The sequence below is a fragment of the Klebsiella sp. I138 genome, assembly GCF_051131765.1.
GTDB lineage: Bacteria > Pseudomonadota > Gammaproteobacteria > Enterobacterales > Enterobacteriaceae > Klebsiella.
Genome location: NZ_CP180447.1, coordinates 745,571 through 764,929, shown reverse-complemented (window position 1 = coordinate 764,929; position 19,359 = coordinate 745,571). Strand labels below are relative to the sequence as shown.

General features: G+C 55.4%; 19 protein-coding genes. 6 read left to right on the top strand and 13 right to left on the bottom strand.

Annotation, left to right across the window (positions count from 1 at the left end; all coding sequences use genetic code 11):
* Positions 1–53: 53 nt before the first annotated feature.
* Both ACMYSK_RS03505 and ACMYSK_RS03500 read right to left on the bottom strand, forming a co-directional pair.
* On the bottom strand, positions 54–713 hold the full coding sequence (locus ACMYSK_RS03505; RefSeq protein WP_434640251.1) for a fumarylacetoacetate hydrolase family protein: 660 nt from the start codon (positions 711–713) through the stop codon (positions 54–56).
* A gap of 17 nt (positions 714–730) precedes the next feature.
* The gene (locus ACMYSK_RS03500; protein ID WP_434640249.1) at positions 731–1,012 is read right to left on the bottom strand and encodes a YcgL domain-containing protein; all 282 of its coding nucleotides are present in this window, start codon (positions 1,010–1,012) and stop codon (positions 731–733) included.
* Between the two features lie 126 nt (positions 1,013–1,138).
* On the opposite strand from ACMYSK_RS03500, the gene minC reads away from it, so the two are divergent.
* From minC to minE, 3 genes are read left to right on the top strand one after another with little or no spacing between them, the layout of a single operon-like run.
* Positions 1,139–1,837, top strand: a complete 699-nt coding sequence (minC, locus tag ACMYSK_RS03495) for a septum site-determining protein MinC (RefSeq protein WP_434643821.1) — start codon at positions 1,139–1,141, stop codon at positions 1,835–1,837.
* A gap of 23 nt (positions 1,838–1,860) precedes the next feature.
* Positions 1,861–2,673: a septum site-determining protein MinD gene (minD, locus tag ACMYSK_RS03490; protein ID WP_434640247.1), complete on the top strand. Its 813-nt coding sequence runs from the start codon at positions 1,861–1,863 to the stop codon at positions 2,671–2,673.
* Between the two features lie 3 nt (positions 2,674–2,676).
* Positions 2,677–2,946: a cell division topological specificity factor MinE gene (minE, locus tag ACMYSK_RS03485; RefSeq protein ID WP_004103270.1), complete on the top strand. Its 270-nt coding sequence runs from the start codon at positions 2,677–2,679 to the stop codon at positions 2,944–2,946.
* A gap of 82 nt (positions 2,947–3,028) precedes the next feature.
* On the opposite strand, the gene rnd is transcribed toward minE, so the two are convergent.
* From rnd to ACMYSK_RS03460, 5 genes are all read right to left on the bottom strand, one after another.
* A complete protein-coding gene (rnd, locus tag ACMYSK_RS03480) occupies positions 3,029–4,144 on the bottom strand; it encodes a ribonuclease D (protein WP_434643818.1) in 1,116 nt (371 codons plus the stop codon).
* 81 nt (positions 4,145–4,225) lie between these two features.
* Entirely contained in the window at positions 4,226–5,911 is a 1,686-nt protein-coding gene (fadD, locus tag ACMYSK_RS03475; RefSeq protein ID WP_434643816.1) for a long-chain-fatty-acid--CoA ligase FadD, read from the bottom strand.
* Positions 5,912–6,130: 219 nt separating this feature from the next.
* Positions 6,131–6,727 (bottom strand): Slp family lipoprotein, encoded by a 597-nt coding sequence (locus ACMYSK_RS03470; protein WP_434640245.1) that lies wholly within the window; start codon positions 6,725–6,727, stop codon positions 6,131–6,133.
* A gap of 38 nt (positions 6,728–6,765) precedes the next feature.
* Complete coding sequence (gene tsaB / locus ACMYSK_RS03465; protein WP_434640243.1) at positions 6,766–7,461, bottom strand: tRNA (adenosine(37)-N6)-threonylcarbamoyltransferase complex dimerization subunit type 1 TsaB; 696 nt, start codon at positions 7,459–7,461, stop codon at positions 6,766–6,768.
* 67 nt (positions 7,462–7,528) lie between these two features.
* Positions 7,529–9,439: an ATP-dependent DNA helicase gene (locus ACMYSK_RS03460; protein WP_434640241.1), complete on the bottom strand. Its 1,911-nt coding sequence runs from the start codon at positions 9,437–9,439 to the stop codon at positions 7,529–7,531.
* Between the two features lie 131 nt (positions 9,440–9,570).
* On the opposite strand from ACMYSK_RS03460, the gene ACMYSK_RS03455 reads away from it, so the two are divergent.
* On the top strand, positions 9,571–9,915 hold the full coding sequence (locus ACMYSK_RS03455; RefSeq protein WP_434640239.1) for a RidA family protein: 345 nt from the start codon (positions 9,571–9,573) through the stop codon (positions 9,913–9,915).
* 57 nt (positions 9,916–9,972) lie between these two features.
* Here the strand turns inward: ACMYSK_RS03455 and ACMYSK_RS03450 are convergent, their stop codons facing one another.
* The 5 genes from ACMYSK_RS03450 to ACMYSK_RS03430 are packed head-to-tail and all read right to left on the bottom strand — an operon-like array spanning position 9,973 to position 15,316.
* Positions 9,973–11,112 carry an alginate lyase family protein gene (locus tag ACMYSK_RS03450; protein WP_434643814.1) on the bottom strand — a complete coding sequence of 380 codons (1,140 nt, stop codon included), beginning with the start codon at positions 11,110–11,112 and terminating at the stop codon, positions 9,973–9,975.
* 7 nt (positions 11,113–11,119) lie between these two features.
* A complete protein-coding gene (locus ACMYSK_RS03445; RefSeq protein WP_434640238.1) occupies positions 11,120–12,214 on the bottom strand; it encodes an ABC transporter ATP-binding protein in 1,095 nt (364 codons plus the stop codon).
* A gap of 10 nt (positions 12,215–12,224) precedes the next feature.
* The gene (locus tag ACMYSK_RS03440; protein WP_434640237.1) at positions 12,225–13,064 is read right to left on the bottom strand and encodes a carbohydrate ABC transporter permease; all 840 of its coding nucleotides are present in this window, start codon (positions 13,062–13,064) and stop codon (positions 12,225–12,227) included.
* A 9-nt stretch (positions 13,065–13,073) separates the two neighbouring features.
* The gene (locus tag ACMYSK_RS03435; RefSeq protein WP_434640235.1) at positions 13,074–14,015 is read right to left on the bottom strand and encodes a carbohydrate ABC transporter permease; all 942 of its coding nucleotides are present in this window, start codon (positions 14,013–14,015) and stop codon (positions 13,074–13,076) included.
* Between the two features lie 11 nt (positions 14,016–14,026).
* On the bottom strand, positions 14,027–15,316 hold the full coding sequence (locus tag ACMYSK_RS03430) for an ABC transporter substrate-binding protein (RefSeq protein WP_434640234.1): 1,290 nt from the start codon (positions 15,314–15,316) through the stop codon (positions 14,027–14,029).
* 523 nt (positions 15,317–15,839) lie between these two features.
* On the opposite strand from ACMYSK_RS03430, the gene ACMYSK_RS03425 reads away from it, so the two are divergent.
* Together ACMYSK_RS03425 and ACMYSK_RS03420 are read left to right on the top strand one after the other, a co-directional pair.
* Positions 15,840–17,078 carry an alginate lyase family protein gene (locus ACMYSK_RS03425; RefSeq protein ID WP_434640233.1) on the top strand — a complete coding sequence of 413 codons (1,239 nt, stop codon included), beginning with the start codon at positions 15,840–15,842 and terminating at the stop codon, positions 17,076–17,078.
* Complete coding sequence (locus ACMYSK_RS03420; RefSeq protein ID WP_434640232.1) at positions 17,078–19,108, top strand: heparinase II/III domain-containing protein; 2,031 nt, start codon at positions 17,078–17,080, stop codon at positions 19,106–19,108. The genes ACMYSK_RS03425 and ACMYSK_RS03420 overlap by 1 nt, the downstream gene beginning before the upstream one ends.
* A gap of 1 nt (position 19,109) precedes the next feature.
* Here the strand turns inward: ACMYSK_RS03420 and ACMYSK_RS03415 are convergent, their stop codons facing one another.
* Entirely contained in the window at positions 19,110–19,295 is a 186-nt protein-coding gene (locus tag ACMYSK_RS03415) for a YoaH family protein (RefSeq protein ID WP_004863886.1), read from the bottom strand.
* Positions 19,296–19,359: the final 64 nt, after the last annotated feature.

The following is a 19,359-nucleotide window of genomic DNA, read 5'->3' as shown; positions in this document are numbered from 1 at the left end:
CAGTCTGGCACGCTGATGCAAGTTTTGCCGCCCGCAAAGGCGGCAAGAGGACGTTACAGTACGCGGGTGGACAACGTTAAACCGTTTAAACCCACTTCCAGTTCGTCGCCGCTGCTCAGCGGGCCGACGCCTTCTGGCGTTCCGGTCAGGATGATATCGCCGGCTTTGAGCGTAAAGAAACGTGACATATAAGCGATCAGCGGCACGATTTTATGGATCATATCGGCCGTCGTTCCCTGCTGGCGAACGCTGCCGTTTACTTTCAGGCTCAGCGGGGTATTTTGCGGGTCGCCGTGAAATTCCGCCGCCGGAATAAAACCGGAGACCGGACAGGAATTATCAAAGCCCTTCGCTTTTTCCCACGGCTGGCCGGCCTTTTTCATTTTGCCCTGCAGATCGCGCAGAGTCAGATCCAGCGCCACGCCGTAGCCCGCTATCGCCTTCAGCACGTGTTCTTCCGTCGCCTGACGCAGCGTGCTGCCAATCAGCACCGCCAGTTCGACCTCATGGTGCACCGAACCCAATCCTTCGGGGAGCACCAACGGCTGGCGGATATCGCATAGCGCCGTCTCAGGTTTAATAAACAGCACCGGCTCTTCCGGCATTGCACTGCCCATTTCCTTAATGTGGTTTGCATAATTGCTGCCCACGCAAACGACTTTGCTTACCGGGTAATCCAGTAATGCTCCCTGCCAGTTATGATGTTGGTACATTATTTCCCCTCGGTGGGTTAATCGGATTTATTCCCCTGTTCCGCCAGGTGTTTCTTAAGTAGATTCTCAGTCGGAGGGGGAAGTTGCAGATAATAGCCCTGATCTTTCAGTGACTGTTTGACTTTTTCCAGATCGGCACCGACCAGCTTTTTACGTCCGTCGAGCGGTAAAAGCAGGGTCATTTGCGGCGTGCCGAAGCTCTGCATCAATTCGGCGGGAACGCGAGAGAAATCGTCTTTTTTTTCGACATATAAATAGGTTTGCTCACGTTTAGTACTTCGATAGATCACACAAAACATAGTTTTACTCGGAATTAGACCCGTGGTCACTTGCCTCAATATATGAGTGACTATAACATGCCTTTTAGTCTTCGGAATATCACCGCACTTCGGCGCGTGATAAACAGCAAATTGAGTAAGGCCAGGATGTCAAATACGCCAATCGAACTTAAGGGTAGTAGCTTCACCTTATCTGTCGTTCATTTGCACGATGCAAATCCCGAGGTTATTCGTCAGGCGTTAGAAGACAAGATCGCCCAGGCTCCCGCTTTTTTACGTCACGCTCCGGTCGTTGTGAATATCAGCAATGTCGAAAACGACGTTGACTGGCGCCCTATGCATGAAGCCATTGCGAGCACCGGTTTACGGATTATGGGCGTGAGTGGTTGCAAAATCCCGCGGCTCAAAACGGAAATCGACCGCACCGGCATTCCCTTACTGACGGAAGGGAAAGAAAAAATACCCCGTCAGGCGCCACCAGAGCCGGTTGCACCGCCGCCAGTTGTTAATCAGATCACAAAAACGCGTTTAATTGATCTGCCGGTACGTTCCGGTCAGCGCATTTATGCACCAAACTGTGATCTTGTTGTTACAAACCATGTGAGTGCCGGTGCGGAACTTATTGCCGACGGTAATATCCATGTTTATGGCATGATGCGAGGACGCGCGCTCGCGGGCGCAGGTGGCGACAGAGAAGCGCAAATATTTTGTTCACACCTCACGGCGGAACTGGTTTCCATCGCCGGAGAATACTGGCTGAGTGATAATATCCCGGCCGAATTTTATGGCAAAGCGGCCCGCCTGCGTCTGGGTGATACCGCTTTGACTATTCAACCGTTGAGTTAGTCCCTTTTTAACAAGGAATTTCTATGGCACGCATTATTGTTGTGACTTCGGGTAAAGGGGGCGTTGGCAAGACCACCTCCAGCGCGGCCATCGCTACCGGTTTGGCCCAGAAGGGAAAGAAAACGGTCGTTATAGACTTCGATATCGGTCTGCGTAACCTCGACCTGATTATGGGCTGCGAGCGTCGGGTAGTGTATGACTTCGTCAACGTGATTCAGGGCGATGCCACGCTGAATCAGGCGTTAATCAAAGATAAACGCACCGATAACCTCTTCATCCTTCCTGCTTCTCAGACGCGTGATAAAGATGCGTTGACCCGCGAAGGCGTAGATAAAGTTCTCGAAGAACTGAAAAAGATGAACTTTGATTTTGTAGTCTGCGATTCTCCAGCAGGCATCGAAACCGGTGCGCTGATGGCGCTCTATTTTGCCGACGAAGCTATCATCACCACTAACCCGGAAGTCTCCTCCGTTCGCGACTCCGACCGTATCCTCGGTATCCTCGCTTCCAAATCCCGCCGTGCGGAAAATGGCGATGAGCCGATTAAAGAACACCTGCTGCTGACGCGCTACAACCCAGGGCGCGTAAACAAAGGCGACATGCTGAGCATGGAAGACGTTCTGGAAATTCTGCGCATCAATCTGGTTGGCGTAATCCCGGAAGACCAGTCCGTACTGCGGGCGTCAAACCAGGGTGAGCCGGTTATTCTGGATGATGCGTCAGACGCGGGTAAGGCCTATGCCGATACGGTTGAACGTCTGCTCGGAGAAGAACGTCCTTTCCGCTTCATTGAAGAAGAGAAGAAAGGTTTCCTCAAACGCCTGTTCGGAGGATAAATTATGGCATTACTCGACTTTTTTCTCTCGCGGAAAAAGAACACGGCCAACATTGCGAAAGAGCGCCTGCAAATCATCGTCGCGGAGCGTCGTCGCGGCGACGCTGAACCGCATTATCTGCCGCAGTTACGCAAAGATATTCTGGAAGTGATTTGCAAGTATGTGCAGATTGACCCGGAAATGGTCAGCGTTCAGCTGGAACAACGGGATGGCGATATTTCGATTCTGGAGTTGAACGTGACTTTGCCAGAAACGGAAGAGTCGAAACCCTGACCCGATAGTGCCCGGCAGCCTTGCGCTATCGGGCCCGTTGGCACTCTGGCCCGGATAATCTACCCGGGCTTTTTGCTGCGCCTTAGCGCGGATAGTCGCTGAGCAACGCCTTCAGACGATCGGCCATCAGATCGCGGCGCCAGCCGGAAATCAGCTCAGGTAGCGTATTTCCGCTTTTCAACTGCCAGTGCCAGTTCAGCAGCTGGTTAATCTGCCGTCTTGATGCCAGCAGCTCTGCGCTTAGCCCTTTCTCAGTACTCACTTCCTGCACCAGCGCTTTGATCTCTTTAAAGACTTTGCGATAGCCCGGCATATCAATCAGGTTTTGCAGCGGTTCCGGCAGCGCCTCTTCCGGCAGCTCCTGCGCTTTCGCCACCAGACTTATCAGCGTTTTACCGTGGAAACGAATTTCGCTACCGGATAGCCCCAGGCTATCGAGTTCGCCAAGGCTCCCCGGCATATAGCGGGCGACATTCCACAGGTGCTCCTCGCGAACGACAAAATTGACCGCCATATCGCGATCCCGCGCTTTGCGTAAACGCCACTCAGCCAGCAGCTGCAGACAGCCCAGCTGGCGGGTCCGCAGCTGCCAGGCGTTGCCAATATCACGCCACGCTTGCGCCGGGTCCTGCACTTCCTGGCGACGTTGCTGCATCAGACGGCATTCGTCCAGCGCGGCATCCAGCCAGCCGGCAGCTTCGGTTTCCGCCATCAGCTTGCTGGCGATAGGCAGCAAATACCAGACATCCGCGGCAGCATAATCACACTGACGCTGGGTCAGCGGGCGCGCCAGCCAGTCGGTACGCGATTCGCTCTTATCCAGCGCAATACCGGAATACTCTTCCACCATCGAGGCAAATCCCCAGGACATCGGGCGGCCACAGAAAGCGGCCAGAATCTGGGTATCAATCAACGGCTGCGGCATCAGGTTAAAGGTGTTGAGGAACACTTCCAGATCTTCACTGCCAGCGTGGAGGTATTTGGTGACGTCCTGGTTCAGCAACAGCTCGCGCATGGGCGCCCAGTCGGTGATTTCCAGCGGGTCAATCAGCGAAACCCGTTCACCGTCAAACAGCTGGAGTAGCCCCAGCTGCGGGTAGTAGGTTCGGGTGCGGACAAATTCGGTATCCAGCGCAACCGCGGGCGCCGCGCCTGCTGCTTCACAGATGGTGCGAAGACCATCGTCGGTGGTGATCATCTGATAGTTCAAATCATGCTCTCTTAACTTGCGCCCATAAAAAACGCCGGCTTAGCCGGCGTCTGGCGACTCTCGTATACCTTAGGCTTTATTGTCTACTTTAGCGCGGGCTTCGTCACGCAGTTCTCGCCGTAAAATTTTTCCAACATTGGATTTCGGCAGCTCATCACGAAATTCAACCAGTTTCGGCACTTTATATCCGGTCAGATGGCGACGGCAAAAGGTGATCAGCGCCTCTTCCGTCAACGCCGCATCCTTCTTCACGACGAAAATCTTCACCGATTCGCCGCTGCTGCCAGACGGCACACCGACGGCTGCCACCTCCTGAACGCCAGAATGCTGCATCACGACATCTTCAATTTCATTCGGATAGACGTTGAACCCCGAAACCAGAATCATATCTTTTTTGCGATCGACAATGCGCATAAAACCTTCATCGTCCATTACCGCAATATCGCCGGTATGCAGCCAGCCGTTTTTGATGATGTCGTCAGTCGCATCCGGGTGCTGCCAGTAGCCCAGCATCACCTGCGGCCCTTTCACGCACAGCTCACCAGGCATCCCCAGCGGCACTTCGTTATCATCATCATCCACCAGCTTCGCTTCGGTCGACGGAACAGGCAACCCGATGCTGCCGCTGTGGTAGTCAATGTCATGCGGGTTAACGCTCACCAGAGGAGCGCACTCCGTCAGACCATAACCTTCCAGCAGATACTGGCCGGTGAGCTTAACCCACCGCTCGGCAACCACCTGCTGCACCGGCATTCCGCCGCCGGCAGAGAGATGCAGAGAAGAGAAGTCGAGTTGCTGAAACTCTTTGTTATTGAGCAAGGCATTGAACAGCGTATTGACCCCGGTCATCGCGGTAAACCGGTATTTTGCCAGCTCTTTGACCAGCCCGGGAATGTCACGCGGGTTGGTTATCAGCAGGTTCTGGCCGCCAAGTTCGATAAACAGCAGGCAGTTCATGGTCAGCGCAAAGATGTGGTACAGCGGCAGCGCCGTCACAACAAACTCTTTCCCGCGATGCAACAGCGGCCCGTAGGTCGCATTCACCTGTTCGAGGTTGGCCAGCATATTGCGGTGGGTGAGCATGGCCCCTTTCGCTACGCCGGTGGTTCCGCCGGTGTATTGCAGGAAAGCCAGATCTTCGCTGACGATTTCAGGTTTAACATACTGCAAACGGTAGCCGTTATGCAGCGCGCTGCGAAAAGAGATAGCATCTGGCAGGTGATATTTCGGCACCAGGCGCTTGATGTACTTCACCACAAAATTCACCAGGGTGCCTTTCGCCGTCGAGAGCTGATCGCCCATGCGGGTCAAAATCACATGCTTGACCTGGGTTTTTTCGACCACTTTCTCCAGGGTATGAGCAAAGTTGGAAACGATAACAATCGCCGCCGCCCCGCTGTCATTCAGCTGATGCTCAAGTTCACGCGGCGTATACAGCGGATTGACGTTCACCACGATCATCCCCGCACGCAGAATGCCAAACAGCGCAATGGGGTATTGCAACAGGTTAGGCATCATCAGCGCGACGCGGTCGCCCTTTTTCAGCCCCAGCCCCTGCTGAAGATAAGCGGCGAACGCCCGACTGCGCTCTTCCAGCTTACGGTAGGTCATCACCTCGCCCATGTTGATAAACGCCGGTTGGTCGGCGTAACGCGTGGTGGCATGTTCAAACAATTCAACCAGGGATTGGTAGCGGTCAGGATTTATCTCCGCCGGAACATCGGCGGGATAACGGTTTAGCCAAACCTTTTTCACTGCATCACCTCTGAAATAGTTATTCGTCGTCATCACAGCCCCTGATTAACAAACATTCTGTTAACATTATATTAACTCAGCGTACCAGTTTATTAATTAGGCGTTTTACAGGTTGCGAAGCGCGTCACTATTTATTTTTCTTATCAGACTAAAAATGAAGAAACAGCGGACAAGCCGCTGTTTCTTTTAGCTTAAAAATAGCTTACAAAAACCGCAAAATCATTCAGTTACGACATTTCTGACTTCAGCAGGCCCGGGATTGTACCAACCCATTCCACCGTAACCCCAGCCACCATACCCGTAACGCCACGGGCGCGGGCCGACCATCCACGGGTCCATAGGCTGCGGCGGCATCATAACCTGCTGCACAACGTTCCAGCGTTTATAGCCGGTCGCATTCATCAGCATAAATTTATACGGCGTGTCGCCGACTTTACCATCGACAACACCGGTAATCGGCCCCACAACGGTCACCAGCTGGCCGCGGAAATCAACCGGATCGAGGAAACCGTTCACATCAGCGAAGATGCGCCCGCGCGACGGCTCATCCAGCTCAGGACGGGCGCCGCTGTCTAGCGGAACCGTCGCGATCTCCAGGCGGGTTTTGCCCTGCTGATTCTGGATGTTGACGACCTTACCGCCGAAGCGAGCTTCCTGACCAACGTACAGCTGTGGCGCAGCCATAACCCGGACTAAATCTTGCTGTGGCGTCGGGCTGGAGCCTTTAATCACGTCCGGCACCGACACGCATCCACTTAACGCGACGGCAACGGCGCCCGCTAAAAACCAACGTACTGCTTTGTTTTGACCCGCCATGATGAGACTCCTTATCTCAGTCTTATGCTTACTGAGATTCATCCTCGGCCAGGAAGTTTCTTCCACGCCACGTTGTTACGCAAATAAACCGGTTCGGCTTTGTCGACGGCAACGGCTTTCCCGGCAGCAAGCAGGTAACACGCCAGTGGCAGCATGTCTTCCGCTTCCGGCAGCGCAGTGTCGCCGTCGGTTAATACCAGCGTGGCGTCCACGGCCAGATCGGGCCAGGCTTGCCAGCCGGTCCCCACCGTTGCCCAGGCGCCGTCCAGCTGCTGTAGCCGTTCGCGGACGGCTTCGGGCTTCAGCACGGCTTCACTCTCTTCACCATGCCAGACACCCTGCTCATCACGCTGATATTCCGCCCAGTAAACTTCGCCCATTCGGGCATCGATGGCCGCCAGTACGCGGGTCGCCCCGGTTTTGCGCCATGCTCCCTGCGCCATGGTGGCCAGCGTCGAAACGCCAATCATCGGCAGTTCAGCCCCCAGCGCCAGCCCCTGAGCGATGCCGATGCCGATGCGCACGCCGGTAAAGCTGCCTGGCCCGCGGCCAAACGCCAGCGCGTCCAGATCGGTCAGCGACACATGGCTTTCGTTCAGGACATCCTGCACCAGCGGCAGAATACGTTGGGTATGTTCACGGGGACAGATTTCGAAATGAGCACAGAGGGTGCCATCATTCCACAGCGCCGCGGAGCAGGCCTCCGTGGCGGTATCGATAGCCAAAATTCGCATAAGTTGTCGCGCTCTCGCTATAGCAGATTGACAAAATGGCGCGCAGCTTACCACATTTTGCGCCAGATTACCTCGCCGGCGGTACGGCAAGGAAACGCACCGCCCGGCGGATATCGCGGGTTCGCGGCGCGGGCGGCAGGCTGGCCAGGAACACGGCACCATAGGGGCGCATCACCAGCCGGTTGTCGCAGATAACCAGCACCCCGCGATCGTCGATGTCGCGGATCAGGCGCCCGACCCCCTGTTTCAGCGTAATGACCGCATCCGGCAGCTGGACTTCGTCAAACGGATCGCCGCCGCGCAGGCGACAATCCTCCATCCGAGCTTTCAGCAGCGGGTCGTCCGGTGAGGTAAACGGCAGTTTATCGATAATGACCAGCGATAGCGCATCGCCGCGCACATCTACCCCTTCCCAGAAGCTACTGGTCGCGACCAGCAGGGCGTTGCCCGCGCTGACAAACTGCTGCAACAGCTGCCCCTTACTGGTTTCTCCCTGCAGCAGGACCGGAAGCGTCATGGTGGCGCGGAACTGCTCCGCCAGATCGCGCATCATTGCGTGCGATGTACACAGCATAAAGCAGCGCCCGTCGTTAGCCTCAATCAGCGGTTTAAGCATCGCGGCCAGATGGCGCGCGGCGCCGGGCTGGTTCGGCAGCGGAAGGTTGCGCGGCACGCAAAGCAGCGTCTGATGCGCGTAATCAAACGGGCTGGGCAGGAGCAGCGATTCCGCCTCGTCAATGCCAAGCCGTGCGGTAAAGTGGTGAAGATCGTCATTAACCGACAGCGTCGCGGAGGTAAAAATCCAGCTACCCGGTTTTTGCGCCATCACCTCTTTAAATTTGTCGGCCACGGTCAGCGGCGTCAGCGCCAGCGTAAAGTGGCGGGAAGTGCATTCGTACCAGTAGCTAAAGCCCGGCTGGTTAATTTCTTTCAGCCGCTTAAGCCGGGCGCGATAAACCGTGGCGCGTTCAAAGGCGGCATCCAGCAGCGCTGAACGCCCAAGGGACAGTTTCGCTACGTCATAACACAGCTCCAGCGCATCATCGAGCAGCAGCAGCGCCCGCTGGATGTTGCTGTCCGCCAGCAGGTCGCGCAGGTTGCCGCGATAGCCAGGCTCACCCAGCTGCAGGCGGAAATCCTGCGCGCTCTGGGCCAGACGGTCGGCGCACTTTTGCAGTTGCTGAGTATCTTTTAGCTCGGTGCGGTAAGCGATGGTGATGTCTTTTGCCAGATCCTGTAACTGACGGCTGGAAAGCGACTGGCCAAAATACTGGCTGGCAATGTCCGGAAGCTGATGCGCTTCATCGAAAATTATCACCTCCGCCTCGGGGATGAGCTCGGCGAAGCCGCTCTCTTTCACCACCATATCGGCAAGGAAAAGGTGATGGTTCACGACAACCACATCGGCATCCATCGCTTTTTTACGCGCTTTGACGACGAAGCAATCTTTGTACAGCGGGCAGTCGCTGCCCAGGCAGTTATCATTGGTGCTGGTCACCAGCGGCCAGGCCTGAGAGTCTTCGGCCACGCTGACGCAGGTGCTGATATCGCCATCAATGGTTTGATTAGACCAGGAGCGCAGCAGGATAACATCGCTCAGGGTTTGCACCGGCAGGTCGCCGCCGGCCAGGGTCTGTTGTTCCAGACGCTCAAGGCACAGGTAATTCGAACGCCCTTTCAGCAGCGCCAGCCGACCGGTAAAGTTCAGCGCTTTTGCCACCGTAGGCAGGTCGCGGCTGTACAGCTGATCCTGCAACGCTTTCGAACCGGTAGAGATTATCACCTTTTTATTGGCCCGCAGCGCAGGCGCCAGGTAGGCGTAAGTCTTCCCGGTACCGGTCCCCGCTTCAACCACCAGCGGCCGAGCCTCTTTGATGGCGTGGGCCACCGCCACCGCCATCTGGCGCTGCGGTTCACGTGGTTTAAATCCCGGAATCGCGTTGGCCAACTGTCCGTCTGCTGCAAAATCGTCGATCACAATGCCCCCTGGTTATTTGGACAGTGATTATGTCAGGGAGGGCGTCGTTTCACCAGCCCGGGTAGTGACGTGGACGGAACATTATGGCAGTCTTGCCGCTGTCTGATGGAATGAAACCTAAGGAAACTAAAATGACAATTACGCGTATCGATGCTGAAGCCCGCTGGTCTGATGTGGTCATCCACAACCAGACCATTTACTACACCGGCGTACCGGCAAACCTTGATGCGGACGCCTTTGAGCAAACTGCAAACACCCTGGCTCAGATTGACGCCGTGCTGGAAAAACAGGGCAGCAACAAGTCGCGTATCCTTGATGCCACCATTTTCCTCGCGGACAAAAGTGATTTTGCCGCCATGAACAAAGCCTGGGACGCCTGGGTAGTTGCCGGTCATGCACCGGTACGCTGCACCGTCCAGGCTGCGTTAATGAAGCCTGAATACAAAGTTGAGATTAAAATTATCGCCGCAGTGTAAGCGGTAACTCAGCAAGCCGGATAGCGACTCGCCATCCGGCCTGGCATTTCGTTTCTCTCAACCCGCGCACCACATTAACTGTTCCCTCAGCTGCTGCGTCTCCTGCGGCACGCATTTCAGCGCATCACGATAGCTGGCAGCTTGTTTTGCATACCCCCGCACAGACTGCAGCAGCACCCGCAGCGCGCTATCCCACACGATCCCTTGCAGGTCGCTGTAGGGCCACAGATCCGGCTCCCGGATAAACGGCACCAGGTAATCAATCCCCTGCTTCACTCCTCGCCCATCACGGATGGCGTTCCAGCGGTCGAACTCGACGTGCTCGGCATAGCGGTTCAGCAGCAGATGTGCTTCCAGGTTAAACAGCGAGTAGTGGAAAGGGATGGTACGTTCGAGCTCCATGGTCTGTTTGCCATCCTGGTCAATCTGCGCCGCCATCCGCTGGGTGATCCCCTGTTCGATGATCCGCGCCGCCAGCCCTTTATCGCCATAGAAAAGCGCATTAACCGTCCGCTGGGCGTCGTACCAGGTGCCGTGGTTATTGTGCCAGACGTACTCTGAGTGGCCGATTTCGCTGTAGTACATCCAGTGGTTAAAATCGCGGAACCACTGGTGCAGGCCAATAATATCGTCGGTATCAAGCACGTTCGCTGAACAAATCAAGCCGATGGTATCAACCACCATCCACATTAAGCGGGTGTCAATTAACCCGGTACCGCGGCCGGAAACAATCCCCGGGATCGCCTGGCCATAGTTCAGATGTGGATTCATTCGCGTGTCGGCATCAAGGAACCAGCAGCGGATCTGCGCGGCCGCCCCCTGTGCGTACTGGCGCTGACCGGTGAAGTACCACGCCAGCCCCAGGGTCAGACACCGTTCGCACATCCGGATAATGCGCGAAGTGTCGGTATCGTTATTTTCACACTGCGGGTTGATATGTCCGTCGCGGCGAATGTAGGGTAGCCCGTTGGGACGCCGTGGGTTTGGCCACCAGTAGGTTCCCAGACTGTAGTAATCGTGCGCGTCGCCGCTCGCCGGGCGCAGTTTTTTGTGCACCACGCTTTCCGGCGCTTCGCGGCGCAGAATGTCGGCCTCCGACACCAGCTTGCTCAGCGCCAACTGCAATGGCGAGAACGGCTGTTTTAAGCCCGCGCGGGCGTTTTCCAGACAGGTTTCATCAAGGGTGTACAGCTTCATCGCCACCTTAAACTCCCTCCCGGCACGCTATGCGTTGACCGCTTTGCGCATCGAACAGGTGCACGCCCGAGAGCTTCGGCTGTAGCCAGATTTTATCCCCCTCTTTTACTGCCAGACGCTGTTTGAACACCGATGTAAACGCCCCGCCGCCGGTATCGCAGAAGAGCTGCATATCCGAACCGGTGTTCTCCACCGCCGTGACCTTCGCCGCCAGCGCATCGTCGCGCGCTTCATGGACCACGTTGACCTGCTCAGGGCGAATGGTATACACCACCTGCTGACCGTCGGTCACTCGTAACCCCGCGGGTAAAGCCAGCAGTGAGCCATCTTTAAGACGCAGGCTGGTCACGTTGCCGCTCAGCACAACCGCGCCAGGAAGCTGGTTAATCTCCGGCGAACCGATAAATCCGGCGACGAACAGATTCGCCGGCTGGTCGTACAGCTCCAGCGGGGTGCCCGCCTGTTCAATTCGCCCATCGCGCAGGACGACGATCATCTGTCCCATGGTCATAGCTTCAATCTGATCGTGGGTGACGTATACCGAGGTCGTTTTCAGTCGACGATGCAATTCGCGGATCTCGCCGCGCACCTGGGTACGCAGCTTGGCGTCCAGGTTGGATAGCGGTTCATCGAATAAGAATACCTGCGGCTTACGCACGATCGCCCGCCCCATCGCCACACGCTGGCGCTGGCCGCCGGAGAGATCTTTTGGCAGGCGCTCCAGCAACGGTTCCAGCCCCAGTAGCGCCGCGGCTTCATTGACCTTCTGATTGATATCCGCTTTCGGCAGTTTAGCCATCTTCAGGGCAAAGCCCATATTTTCGCGCACCGTCATCTGCGGGTAGAGCGCATAGCTCTGAAACACCATTGCAATGTCGCGCAGCTTCGGCTCCACTTCCGTGACGTTACGCTCGTTGATGTGCACTTCCCCACCGGAGATCTCCTCCAGGCCTGCGATCATGCGCAATAGCGTAGACTTGCCGCAGCCGCTGGGCCCCACAAGGACGCAGAACTCGCCGTCCGGGATAGTCAACGACACGTCTTTAATGACGTGCGCATCACCATACGATTTACGTACGCTATTCAGTACAACAGATCCCATCGGTAACTCCTTATCCTTTGACCGCGCCGGACATAATCCCGCGATTGAAATGTTTTTGCAGACCCAGGTAGACGATGATGCTGGGCAGCATCGCCAGCAGCGTTATGGCGATAAAGATGTTCGGCGTGATGCTCTCATCGGTACGCAGCGTGCCGAGGATCACCGGAATGGTATTCAGGCTGTCCTGGTTAACCACAATCAGCGGCAGCAGGTACTGGTCCCAAATCATAATAAATCCGAAGGTCACCACCGTGCCGAGCGCCGGTTTCACCAGCGGCAGAATGACGTGGAAGAAAATCTGCCACTCGTTCGCACCATCGATGCGCGCCGCCTCCTCCAGCTCTTTAGGAATCGCTGACATAAATTCGGTCAGGACAAAGATGGAGAACGCCCAGCCGACGACCGGCAAAATCATCCCGAGGTAGCTGTTGTAGAGCGAGGCATCGATATACGGCAGCCGCCAGTTAATAATCATGTACAGCGGAATCGCGATGACCTCTTCCGGCAGCATCATGGTGGACAAAATAACCAGACTCACCAGCGCCACACCGCGAAACTTCTTACGAGCCAGCGCATACGCCGCCAGCGCGCTGACCGACACCTGCAGAACAGTGCCAAAGAACACCACCAGAATGGAGTTCAGCAAATACTGCCAGACGCCAATATCCATCCACGCAAAGATGAAGTTTTCAAACGAGAACTGATTCGGCCAGGCCAGCAGCTCGCCCGGTTTCACCGGCGCACCGCTGAATGCTGTGGCGACGATGCCCCAGAACGGACCGACAAAGACAATCAGCAGCAGCGCGTAGATGCACCAACGTCCTGCAGTATCCCAGCGTTTACTTAACATCGCGGCTCCTTAGTAACGGGCGATACGTTTTTTCAGCGTCAGATGACAAATGGTTAAGAAAACCGTGAAGGTAAACAGCAGGAACGACACCGCCGAAGCGTAGCCATAGTCAAACTGTTCAAAACCCAATTTATAGATGTGGGTCATGACCATTTCCGTGGCGTTAGAGGGCCCACCGCCGGTGGTGGCATACACCTCGGCAAACACGCGGAAACCACGAATAAAGGAGAGCATCAGCACCACCGAGAACGCCGGGATCATACCGGGCAGCGTGACGTAGCGCAGACGGTTCCACCAGCTGGCGCCGTCGACGTTCGCCGCATCGTATAAATCGCGGCTGATCCCCGCCAGACCGGCAATAAAAATCACCATGTTGTAAGGCACCGCCTTCCAGATGTGCAGCAGCATGATGACCCCCAGCGCCTGGTCGGAACTGGCAAGAAAACCCTGGTCGGCGACGCCAAACCAGCTCAGGATGTGGTTAACCACGCCGTTGGGCGTTGGGTTGAATAAAATACGCCACATTTCGGCGACGATTGCCGCGCTAGTGACTGCGGGTAAAAAGATGGCGGTGCGAATAAAACGCAGATGGCGCGCCGGGCCTTCCAGCAGCATGGCGAGAAAGAAGGCCAGGATAGCCGCGGCGAACATCGTTACAACGACGTACAGCAGTGTGTTAACTACCGCCGCGTGCAGCTCTACGTCGGAAAAAGCACGGGTGAAGTTATCGAGCCCGACCCACTCGTTCGGCTGATTAAAGTTAACCTTGTAAAAGCTCATCACCAGACCCTGAATCATCGGGATAAACTTAAACCAGCTGAAAATAATGAGCGCAGGCGCTAAAAACAGCCACGGGATCAGCGCCCGCTTACGCTTCGCACTCAGCCACCCGATCGCGTCAGGCGAATCGGCCTGCTTTATCGGCGAGGATTTCGTCTCATGCAGGGTCATAACGTCGGTCCTCAGTTAGCCAGCACATTTTGTTTTTTCAGCTCAGCGTTAACCTTGCCGTCGATAGTCTTCAGCTCGGCAGTGATATCGCTGTTGCAGTCGGCAAAAATGCGGTTAAAGCCATCGGCTGCCACCTGACGCACTGGCGTCCAGTTGGGAATTTGCGGCACATAGCGTCCCTGTTCATTGTAAAGTCTGGCGAAAGTCTCCCAGCGCGCGTCCTGGTAAACGGCTTTGACGTCGACGTTCTTATTCACCGGCAGACGCACCACCGGTATATGCTGGCTCCCTTTACCCATGCCTATTTCCTGCCCCTCCGGGGAGATCATAAATTCGATAAATTGACGCGCCGCCTCTTTCTGTGTACTGCTCTTCATCATAAAGACCGTGGTGCCCTCGGCGAGGGTGGCTTCACCTTTAGGCCCCACCACCGGAATCACTTCAAAGTTGTCTTTACCTGGGTCTTTATCGAACAGCGCGATATGGTACGGGCCGCTGAAGAACATGCCGCTTTGCCCGGCGCGGAAGGAGGGAATAACGTCGGCGGTAGTGGCGTTAATTGCGCCCGGCTGCGTGACTTTGTCGCACATCATGGTGCGCATAAAAGTCATCGCCTGAGCCACTTCCGGCGTATTGAGCGAAGCGCTGAATTTTCCGCTGCGTTCCGTCACGAAATCACCGCCTGCCTGCCAGATAAAGCTGCTCATAAACCAGCTGGCGTAGCCGCGCGTCGTGGAGGCGGGAACGATAAACCCGTAGGTATCATTTTTGCCGTTGCCATCGGGATCCTGGGTGGTGAAAGCTTTTGCCAGGGCCTGAATATCATCCCAACTCTTAGGCTGCGGCAGCCCCAGTTTTTCCCGCCAGTCTTTGCGCACAAACAGGGCGAAAGTTTGCGCGGAGGTCGGCACGCCATAGTATTTACCGTCGATATAGCGGGTACTCTTCCACGCCGTCTGGAATAGCTGATCGCCGCCCGCGATCGCCTGCGGGTCAATTTCTTCGGCAATACCTAACTGGATAAACTGCCCCAGCGACGCCGCATCGTTAAAAATCAGATCGGGTAAGGCGTTGCCCGCAGTGGCGCGAGCCAGCCGCTGTTCAAAGTCGGTGGTGGCGTTGAAATACTCAATTTTGATACCGGTTTTTTGTTCAAACTTTTCCGCCTCTTGTTTGTAGATATTCTTCGAGTCATTGCTGGCGCGGATCCAGACATTGAGGGTTGTAGCGGCGTAGCTTTGGCTAACGCCAAGCCCGAGTGCGGTGAGAAGTAACAATGAACGTAATTTATTCGCAGACATGATGGCATATCCTTTATTGTAGGCACAAAGGTCATTAAATTCTCAATTAATACATGAAAGGGAATTTGAATATCGTTCAGGCATTAATACAGCTGACGCAACAAATATTTCCATTCATTAGATAGAAATGTATTTCCCAATACAACAGCACAAAAAAGAAATTGCGTTTCAAAAACCAGAAAATTGAGGTAGATCACATGTGGAAGTGACAAAAAAAGTGACAAAAAATAATAACAACTAAAATCAACATCTTAAAAATTTACTTGTTTTGTTAAAACATTCAAAAAATATAGAAAAAAGCCGAATTCCGTGATGTACCTGGCATTAAAAACGTCATTATCTCTCCATAACGATAAACTTGATGAGTATCACAAAAAAAATCACTTTGTCTTTTACACTGCTCGTCATCGAATATTCAAATATATTGTTTTTAATTACACCGCCTGTCTCACGCGTCATTTAAATACGCGTCAGGTATAATTCTGTTGTTATCTTTTCTCATATTTGTAGAAGGGTTATCACGATGAACTCAATACCTCGCCGAGGTTTGTTATGCATTGCGCTGTTTTGTTCCGGCCTTAGCGCCCCCTCGTATGCCGATGAGCCGTACACGCTAGACGGAAAGGATTTAGCCTTCAGCCGCCAGCAGATTGCCGCGAAAGACCCGCTATTTGTTCAGGCACAAGCGGCTCTGCTAAAAAAAGCCGATCTGGCGCTCAAGCATCCGCTGTTCTCGGTGATGGATAAAACGCTGGTCGCCGCCAGCGGCAACAAGCACGACTACTACAGTTTTCCACCATACTGGTGGCCAAACCCTGATACCCAAGACGGGCTTCCTTATATTCGCAAAGATGGGCAAACCAACCCTGACGCCAATAGTGACGCCACCGATAAAAACCGGCTGGTGAAGATGAGTAATGACGTGTCAACGCTGGCGCTGGCGTGGTACTTCTCCCACGACGATCGCTACGCGCAAAAGGCGGCGACCCAGTTGAAGACCTGGTTCCTCGATCCAAAGACGCGTATGGCTCCCAACCTGCAGCATGCTCAGGCCATTCCTGGTATTAATACCGGACGCGGTATCGGCATTATTGATAGCCGCGCGCTGGTTGACGTCATTGACGCCATCGCCCTGCTGCAATCCTCAGTTGCGTTGAGCGAAAACGACGTTAGCGCATTAAAGCAGTGGTTTGGTGATTATTATCACTGGATGACCACCAGCCAGAACGGCTTTGAAGAAGAGAACTGGCATAACAATCACGGCAGTTATTTCGATATGCAAGCCGCCGCCTTCGCCCTGTTCAGCGGTAAAATCGACGAGGCGAAAAAGCGCCTGTATATCACCCAGCTGCGGCGTATTGCGGGTCAGTTTGATATCGAAGGCCGCCAGATGGCCGAACTGGAGCGCACGCGTCCGTGGCACTACAGCAATTTCAACCTCGAAGCCTACAACCGCCTCGGCCGACTGGGCGAGAAAGCGGGCGTCGACATCTGGAATTTCACTCTTGATGACCATAGCCTGCGCAAAGGTTATCAGTACATCGCCAGCTTTATTGACAGCGATACCCCATGGCCCTGGAAAGACATCGATAAAATGGACGACAAGAAAGCGCTGCGCAATATCGCCACCGCCGCGCACGCCTGGCCGGAAGATCCGCTGTTCCGTGACAAAGCGCAGTGGCTGCGGGCGAAATATCCCGACGATATCACTACGCTCATCGCCCCGCTTTCCGCATCGTCAGAGGTCAGGGATAACCGCTAATGAAACAATTTTCTGGGATCTGGCCCAATATTGTCGGACGTGCAGCCGCTAATAACGGGCTGCTTGAACGGCTCGTGAAGGATGCGCAGTCGGTACTTCAGACAGAGGTTCTCATTCCGCAGTCAGGGATCGCCAGCTGGAACCTCTACTACTTTTGTCCACACCACGGCGTACGCCTGACGTGGCAGGCGGATACCCCCCACCAGCATGCCTGCCCGGTTGATGGTGAATTATTTCGTGGCGAACCGTGGGACGGCGCCTGGTGGCGCGAGATGAACGGCCGTAACGCCAGCACATGCCAGCAGCTTGGGCTGATATGGCAGTTGACCGGCGAAACGGCGTATCGCGATAGAGTTCGCACGCTGCTTATGGGTTATGCCGATGTCTATCCCGGCTATGAAATTCACGGCGATATTCCCAACAACGGACCGGGAAAGATGAACGCCCAGACGCTGTGCGAAGCCAACTGCATTCTGGAGATGGCGCTAGGTTATGACTTTATTCGCGACAGCCTGACGCCCGGCGAACAGCGACACATCAGTGAAAACCTGCTGCGCTGTGCGGCAACGTTTTTGCGCGACCACCGTAGTCCACAGATTCACAACCATGAAGTCAAAATCAGCGCGGCGCTTGGCATACTGGGTTTCGTCCTCGAAGATGAAACGCTGCTGGAGTTTGCCGTTAACCAGCCGTACGGTCTGCGCTGGCAGTTGGAAAACGGCCTGCTGGCGGAAGGGCTTTGGTTTGAAGGCTCCGTTCACTATCACTATTACGCGCTGCAGGGCTTTTTCGCCTTCGAGAAGCTGGCACGCGGCACCCGCTGGAGCCTGCTGGAAGGCCCCTGGTATCAGGCGATGCTGAAGTTCCCGCTGTCGCTGCTGCTGCCAGACGGCACCTTCCCTCGGCTTAATGACTGCCTCGCCGGGCAGGAGAAGCTCCATCACCGGGATCTGTACGAGTTCGCCTGGTTTATCTGGCGTGACCCGCAGTACGCCGCAGTCTTGCAGTTTACCGAAACGGCGCCCGATGAGCGTGAAACCCTGCTATGGCGCGAACAGTCTCTGCCGGAATCGCCCCTGGCGCTCATCCCGCAGCAGTCGCTGTATGCGCCGGGCGCGGGTCTGACGTTATGGCGGCGGCCGCAGCAGGCGCTATTGATCAAACACAGCCCCTGGGGAGGCGAACACGACCATTACGACCGGCTGGGGCTGATGCTCTGGCATCGTAACGGCTGGCTACTTACGGATATGGGCACCACCGGCTACGGCGCGAAAATGCACTACGACTATTATAAAAACAGCGCCACGCACAATACGCTTTGCGTAAATCAGAGCAACCAGCCTCCGGCCAATCCGCAGGTATCAGGCTGGCATATGGATGACGACTCTTTGTGGCTGGATTGCGAGGTTGATTGGGGCAAACCACCGCCGAAGCTCAACAGTCATAGCCGCGTCGAGTGGGACGCTACGGCCTGGCGAGACGTGCGCTTCCGCCGTCGCCTGCTGTGGCTTGAAGATGTGCTGATCGATCTGTCCACCGTGGAGAACCCGCATCGCCAGCAGCTCGACTGGACGCTGCATCTGGCGGCACAGGCGCTGGATCAGAGCGGTACGGCCCAGCCCTTTTCGCTCAGCGGACCGCTGCGGCGAATGACCGAAGCAACCATGACGCCGCTGAACGGCTGTCAACCGCGCCACTTTGCGCGCGGTGGCGATACCGTTGCACTCTGGCTGTCCGGTGATGGTGAACTCTGGCAAGGGCTGGCACCTGATAACCCGGCGATTCGCAATCTCAGCTATCTGGTGATACGCAATCACCTGCCGCAGGCGCGTTTTGTGTGTCTGTGGGATCTGGCAAACAGCGCGCCGCTGACGGAAGTGAACGTACATCATACGCCAGTCGGTACGCAAATTACCTTCTGGCGCGGCGATCGCGTGACGCACGTGACGCTGTACGACGAGCCAGGGAAACGACCTGATGCCATCCTTCCGCTGGCGGAAAGCGGCATCTCACCGCAGTACACAGAGTAATTTACTCATCTTCATCTTCATCTTCAAAGCGCGCTACGATCCGGTCACCGGTATGGGTGGCGCGCAGTTCACTTGCTACCAGCGCAATGGCCTCGCCGCTGCTCATCCCGTTAGCCATCAGCTCCTGGATACGTTCTACCGCTTTTTGCTGTTGCTCGTGGCTCAGCGAAGGTAAACCTGCAAACATAACTCACTCCTGCTACATTGTGTGGCGTAATTATTTCATGCCGGCCGCCTGATTTTCCAGCGGA

What these genes read in the sequence shown, in the direction of transcription:
- ACMYSK_RS03505 (WP_434640251.1), bottom strand. Translation starts at nt 713, where the DNA reads ATGTACCAACATCATAACTGGCAGGGAGCATTACTGGATTACCCGGTA.
- ACMYSK_RS03500 (WP_434640249.1), bottom strand. Translation starts at nt 1,012, where the DNA reads ATGTTTTGTGTGATCTATCGAAGTACTAAACGTGAGCAAACCTATTTA.
- minC (WP_434643821.1), top strand. Translation starts at nt 1,139, where the DNA reads ATGTCAAATACGCCAATCGAACTTAAGGGTAGTAGCTTCACCTTATCT.
- minD (WP_434640247.1), top strand. Translation starts at nt 1,861, where the DNA reads ATGGCACGCATTATTGTTGTGACTTCGGGTAAAGGGGGCGTTGGCAAG.
- minE (WP_004103270.1), top strand. Translation starts at nt 2,677, where the DNA reads ATGGCATTACTCGACTTTTTTCTCTCGCGGAAAAAGAACACGGCCAAC.
- rnd (WP_434643818.1), bottom strand. Translation starts at nt 4,144, where the DNA reads ATGATCACCACCGACGATGGTCTTCGCACCATCTGTGAAGCAGCAGGC.
- ACMYSK_RS03470 (WP_434640245.1), bottom strand. Translation starts at nt 6,727, where the DNA reads ATGGCGGGTCAAAACAAAGCAGTACGTTGGTTTTTAGCGGGCGCCGTT.
- tsaB (WP_434640243.1), bottom strand. Translation starts at nt 7,461, where the DNA reads ATGCGAATTTTGGCTATCGATACCGCCACGGAGGCCTGCTCCGCGGCG.
- ACMYSK_RS03455 (WP_434640239.1), top strand. Translation starts at nt 9,571, where the DNA reads ATGACAATTACGCGTATCGATGCTGAAGCCCGCTGGTCTGATGTGGTC.
- ACMYSK_RS03450 (WP_434643814.1), bottom strand. Translation starts at nt 11,112, where the DNA reads ATGAAGCTGTACACCCTTGATGAAACCTGTCTGGAAAACGCCCGCGCG.
- ACMYSK_RS03445 (WP_434640238.1), bottom strand. Translation starts at nt 12,214, where the DNA reads ATGGGATCTGTTGTACTGAATAGCGTACGTAAATCGTATGGTGATGCG.
- ACMYSK_RS03440 (WP_434640237.1), bottom strand. Translation starts at nt 13,064, where the DNA reads ATGTTAAGTAAACGCTGGGATACTGCAGGACGTTGGTGCATCTACGCG.
- ACMYSK_RS03435 (WP_434640235.1), bottom strand. Translation starts at nt 14,015, where the DNA reads ATGACCCTGCATGAGACGAAATCCTCGCCGATAAAGCAGGCCGATTCG.
- ACMYSK_RS03430 (WP_434640234.1), bottom strand. Translation starts at nt 15,316, where the DNA reads ATGTCTGCGAATAAATTACGTTCATTGTTACTTCTCACCGCACTCGGG.
- ACMYSK_RS03425 (WP_434640233.1), top strand. Translation starts at nt 15,840, where the DNA reads ATGAACTCAATACCTCGCCGAGGTTTGTTATGCATTGCGCTGTTTTGT.
- ACMYSK_RS03420 (WP_434640232.1), top strand. Translation starts at nt 17,078, where the DNA reads ATGAAACAATTTTCTGGGATCTGGCCCAATATTGTCGGACGTGCAGCC.
- ACMYSK_RS03415 (WP_004863886.1), bottom strand. Translation starts at nt 19,295, where the DNA reads ATGTTTGCAGGTTTACCTTCGCTGAGCCACGAGCAACAGCAAAAAGCG.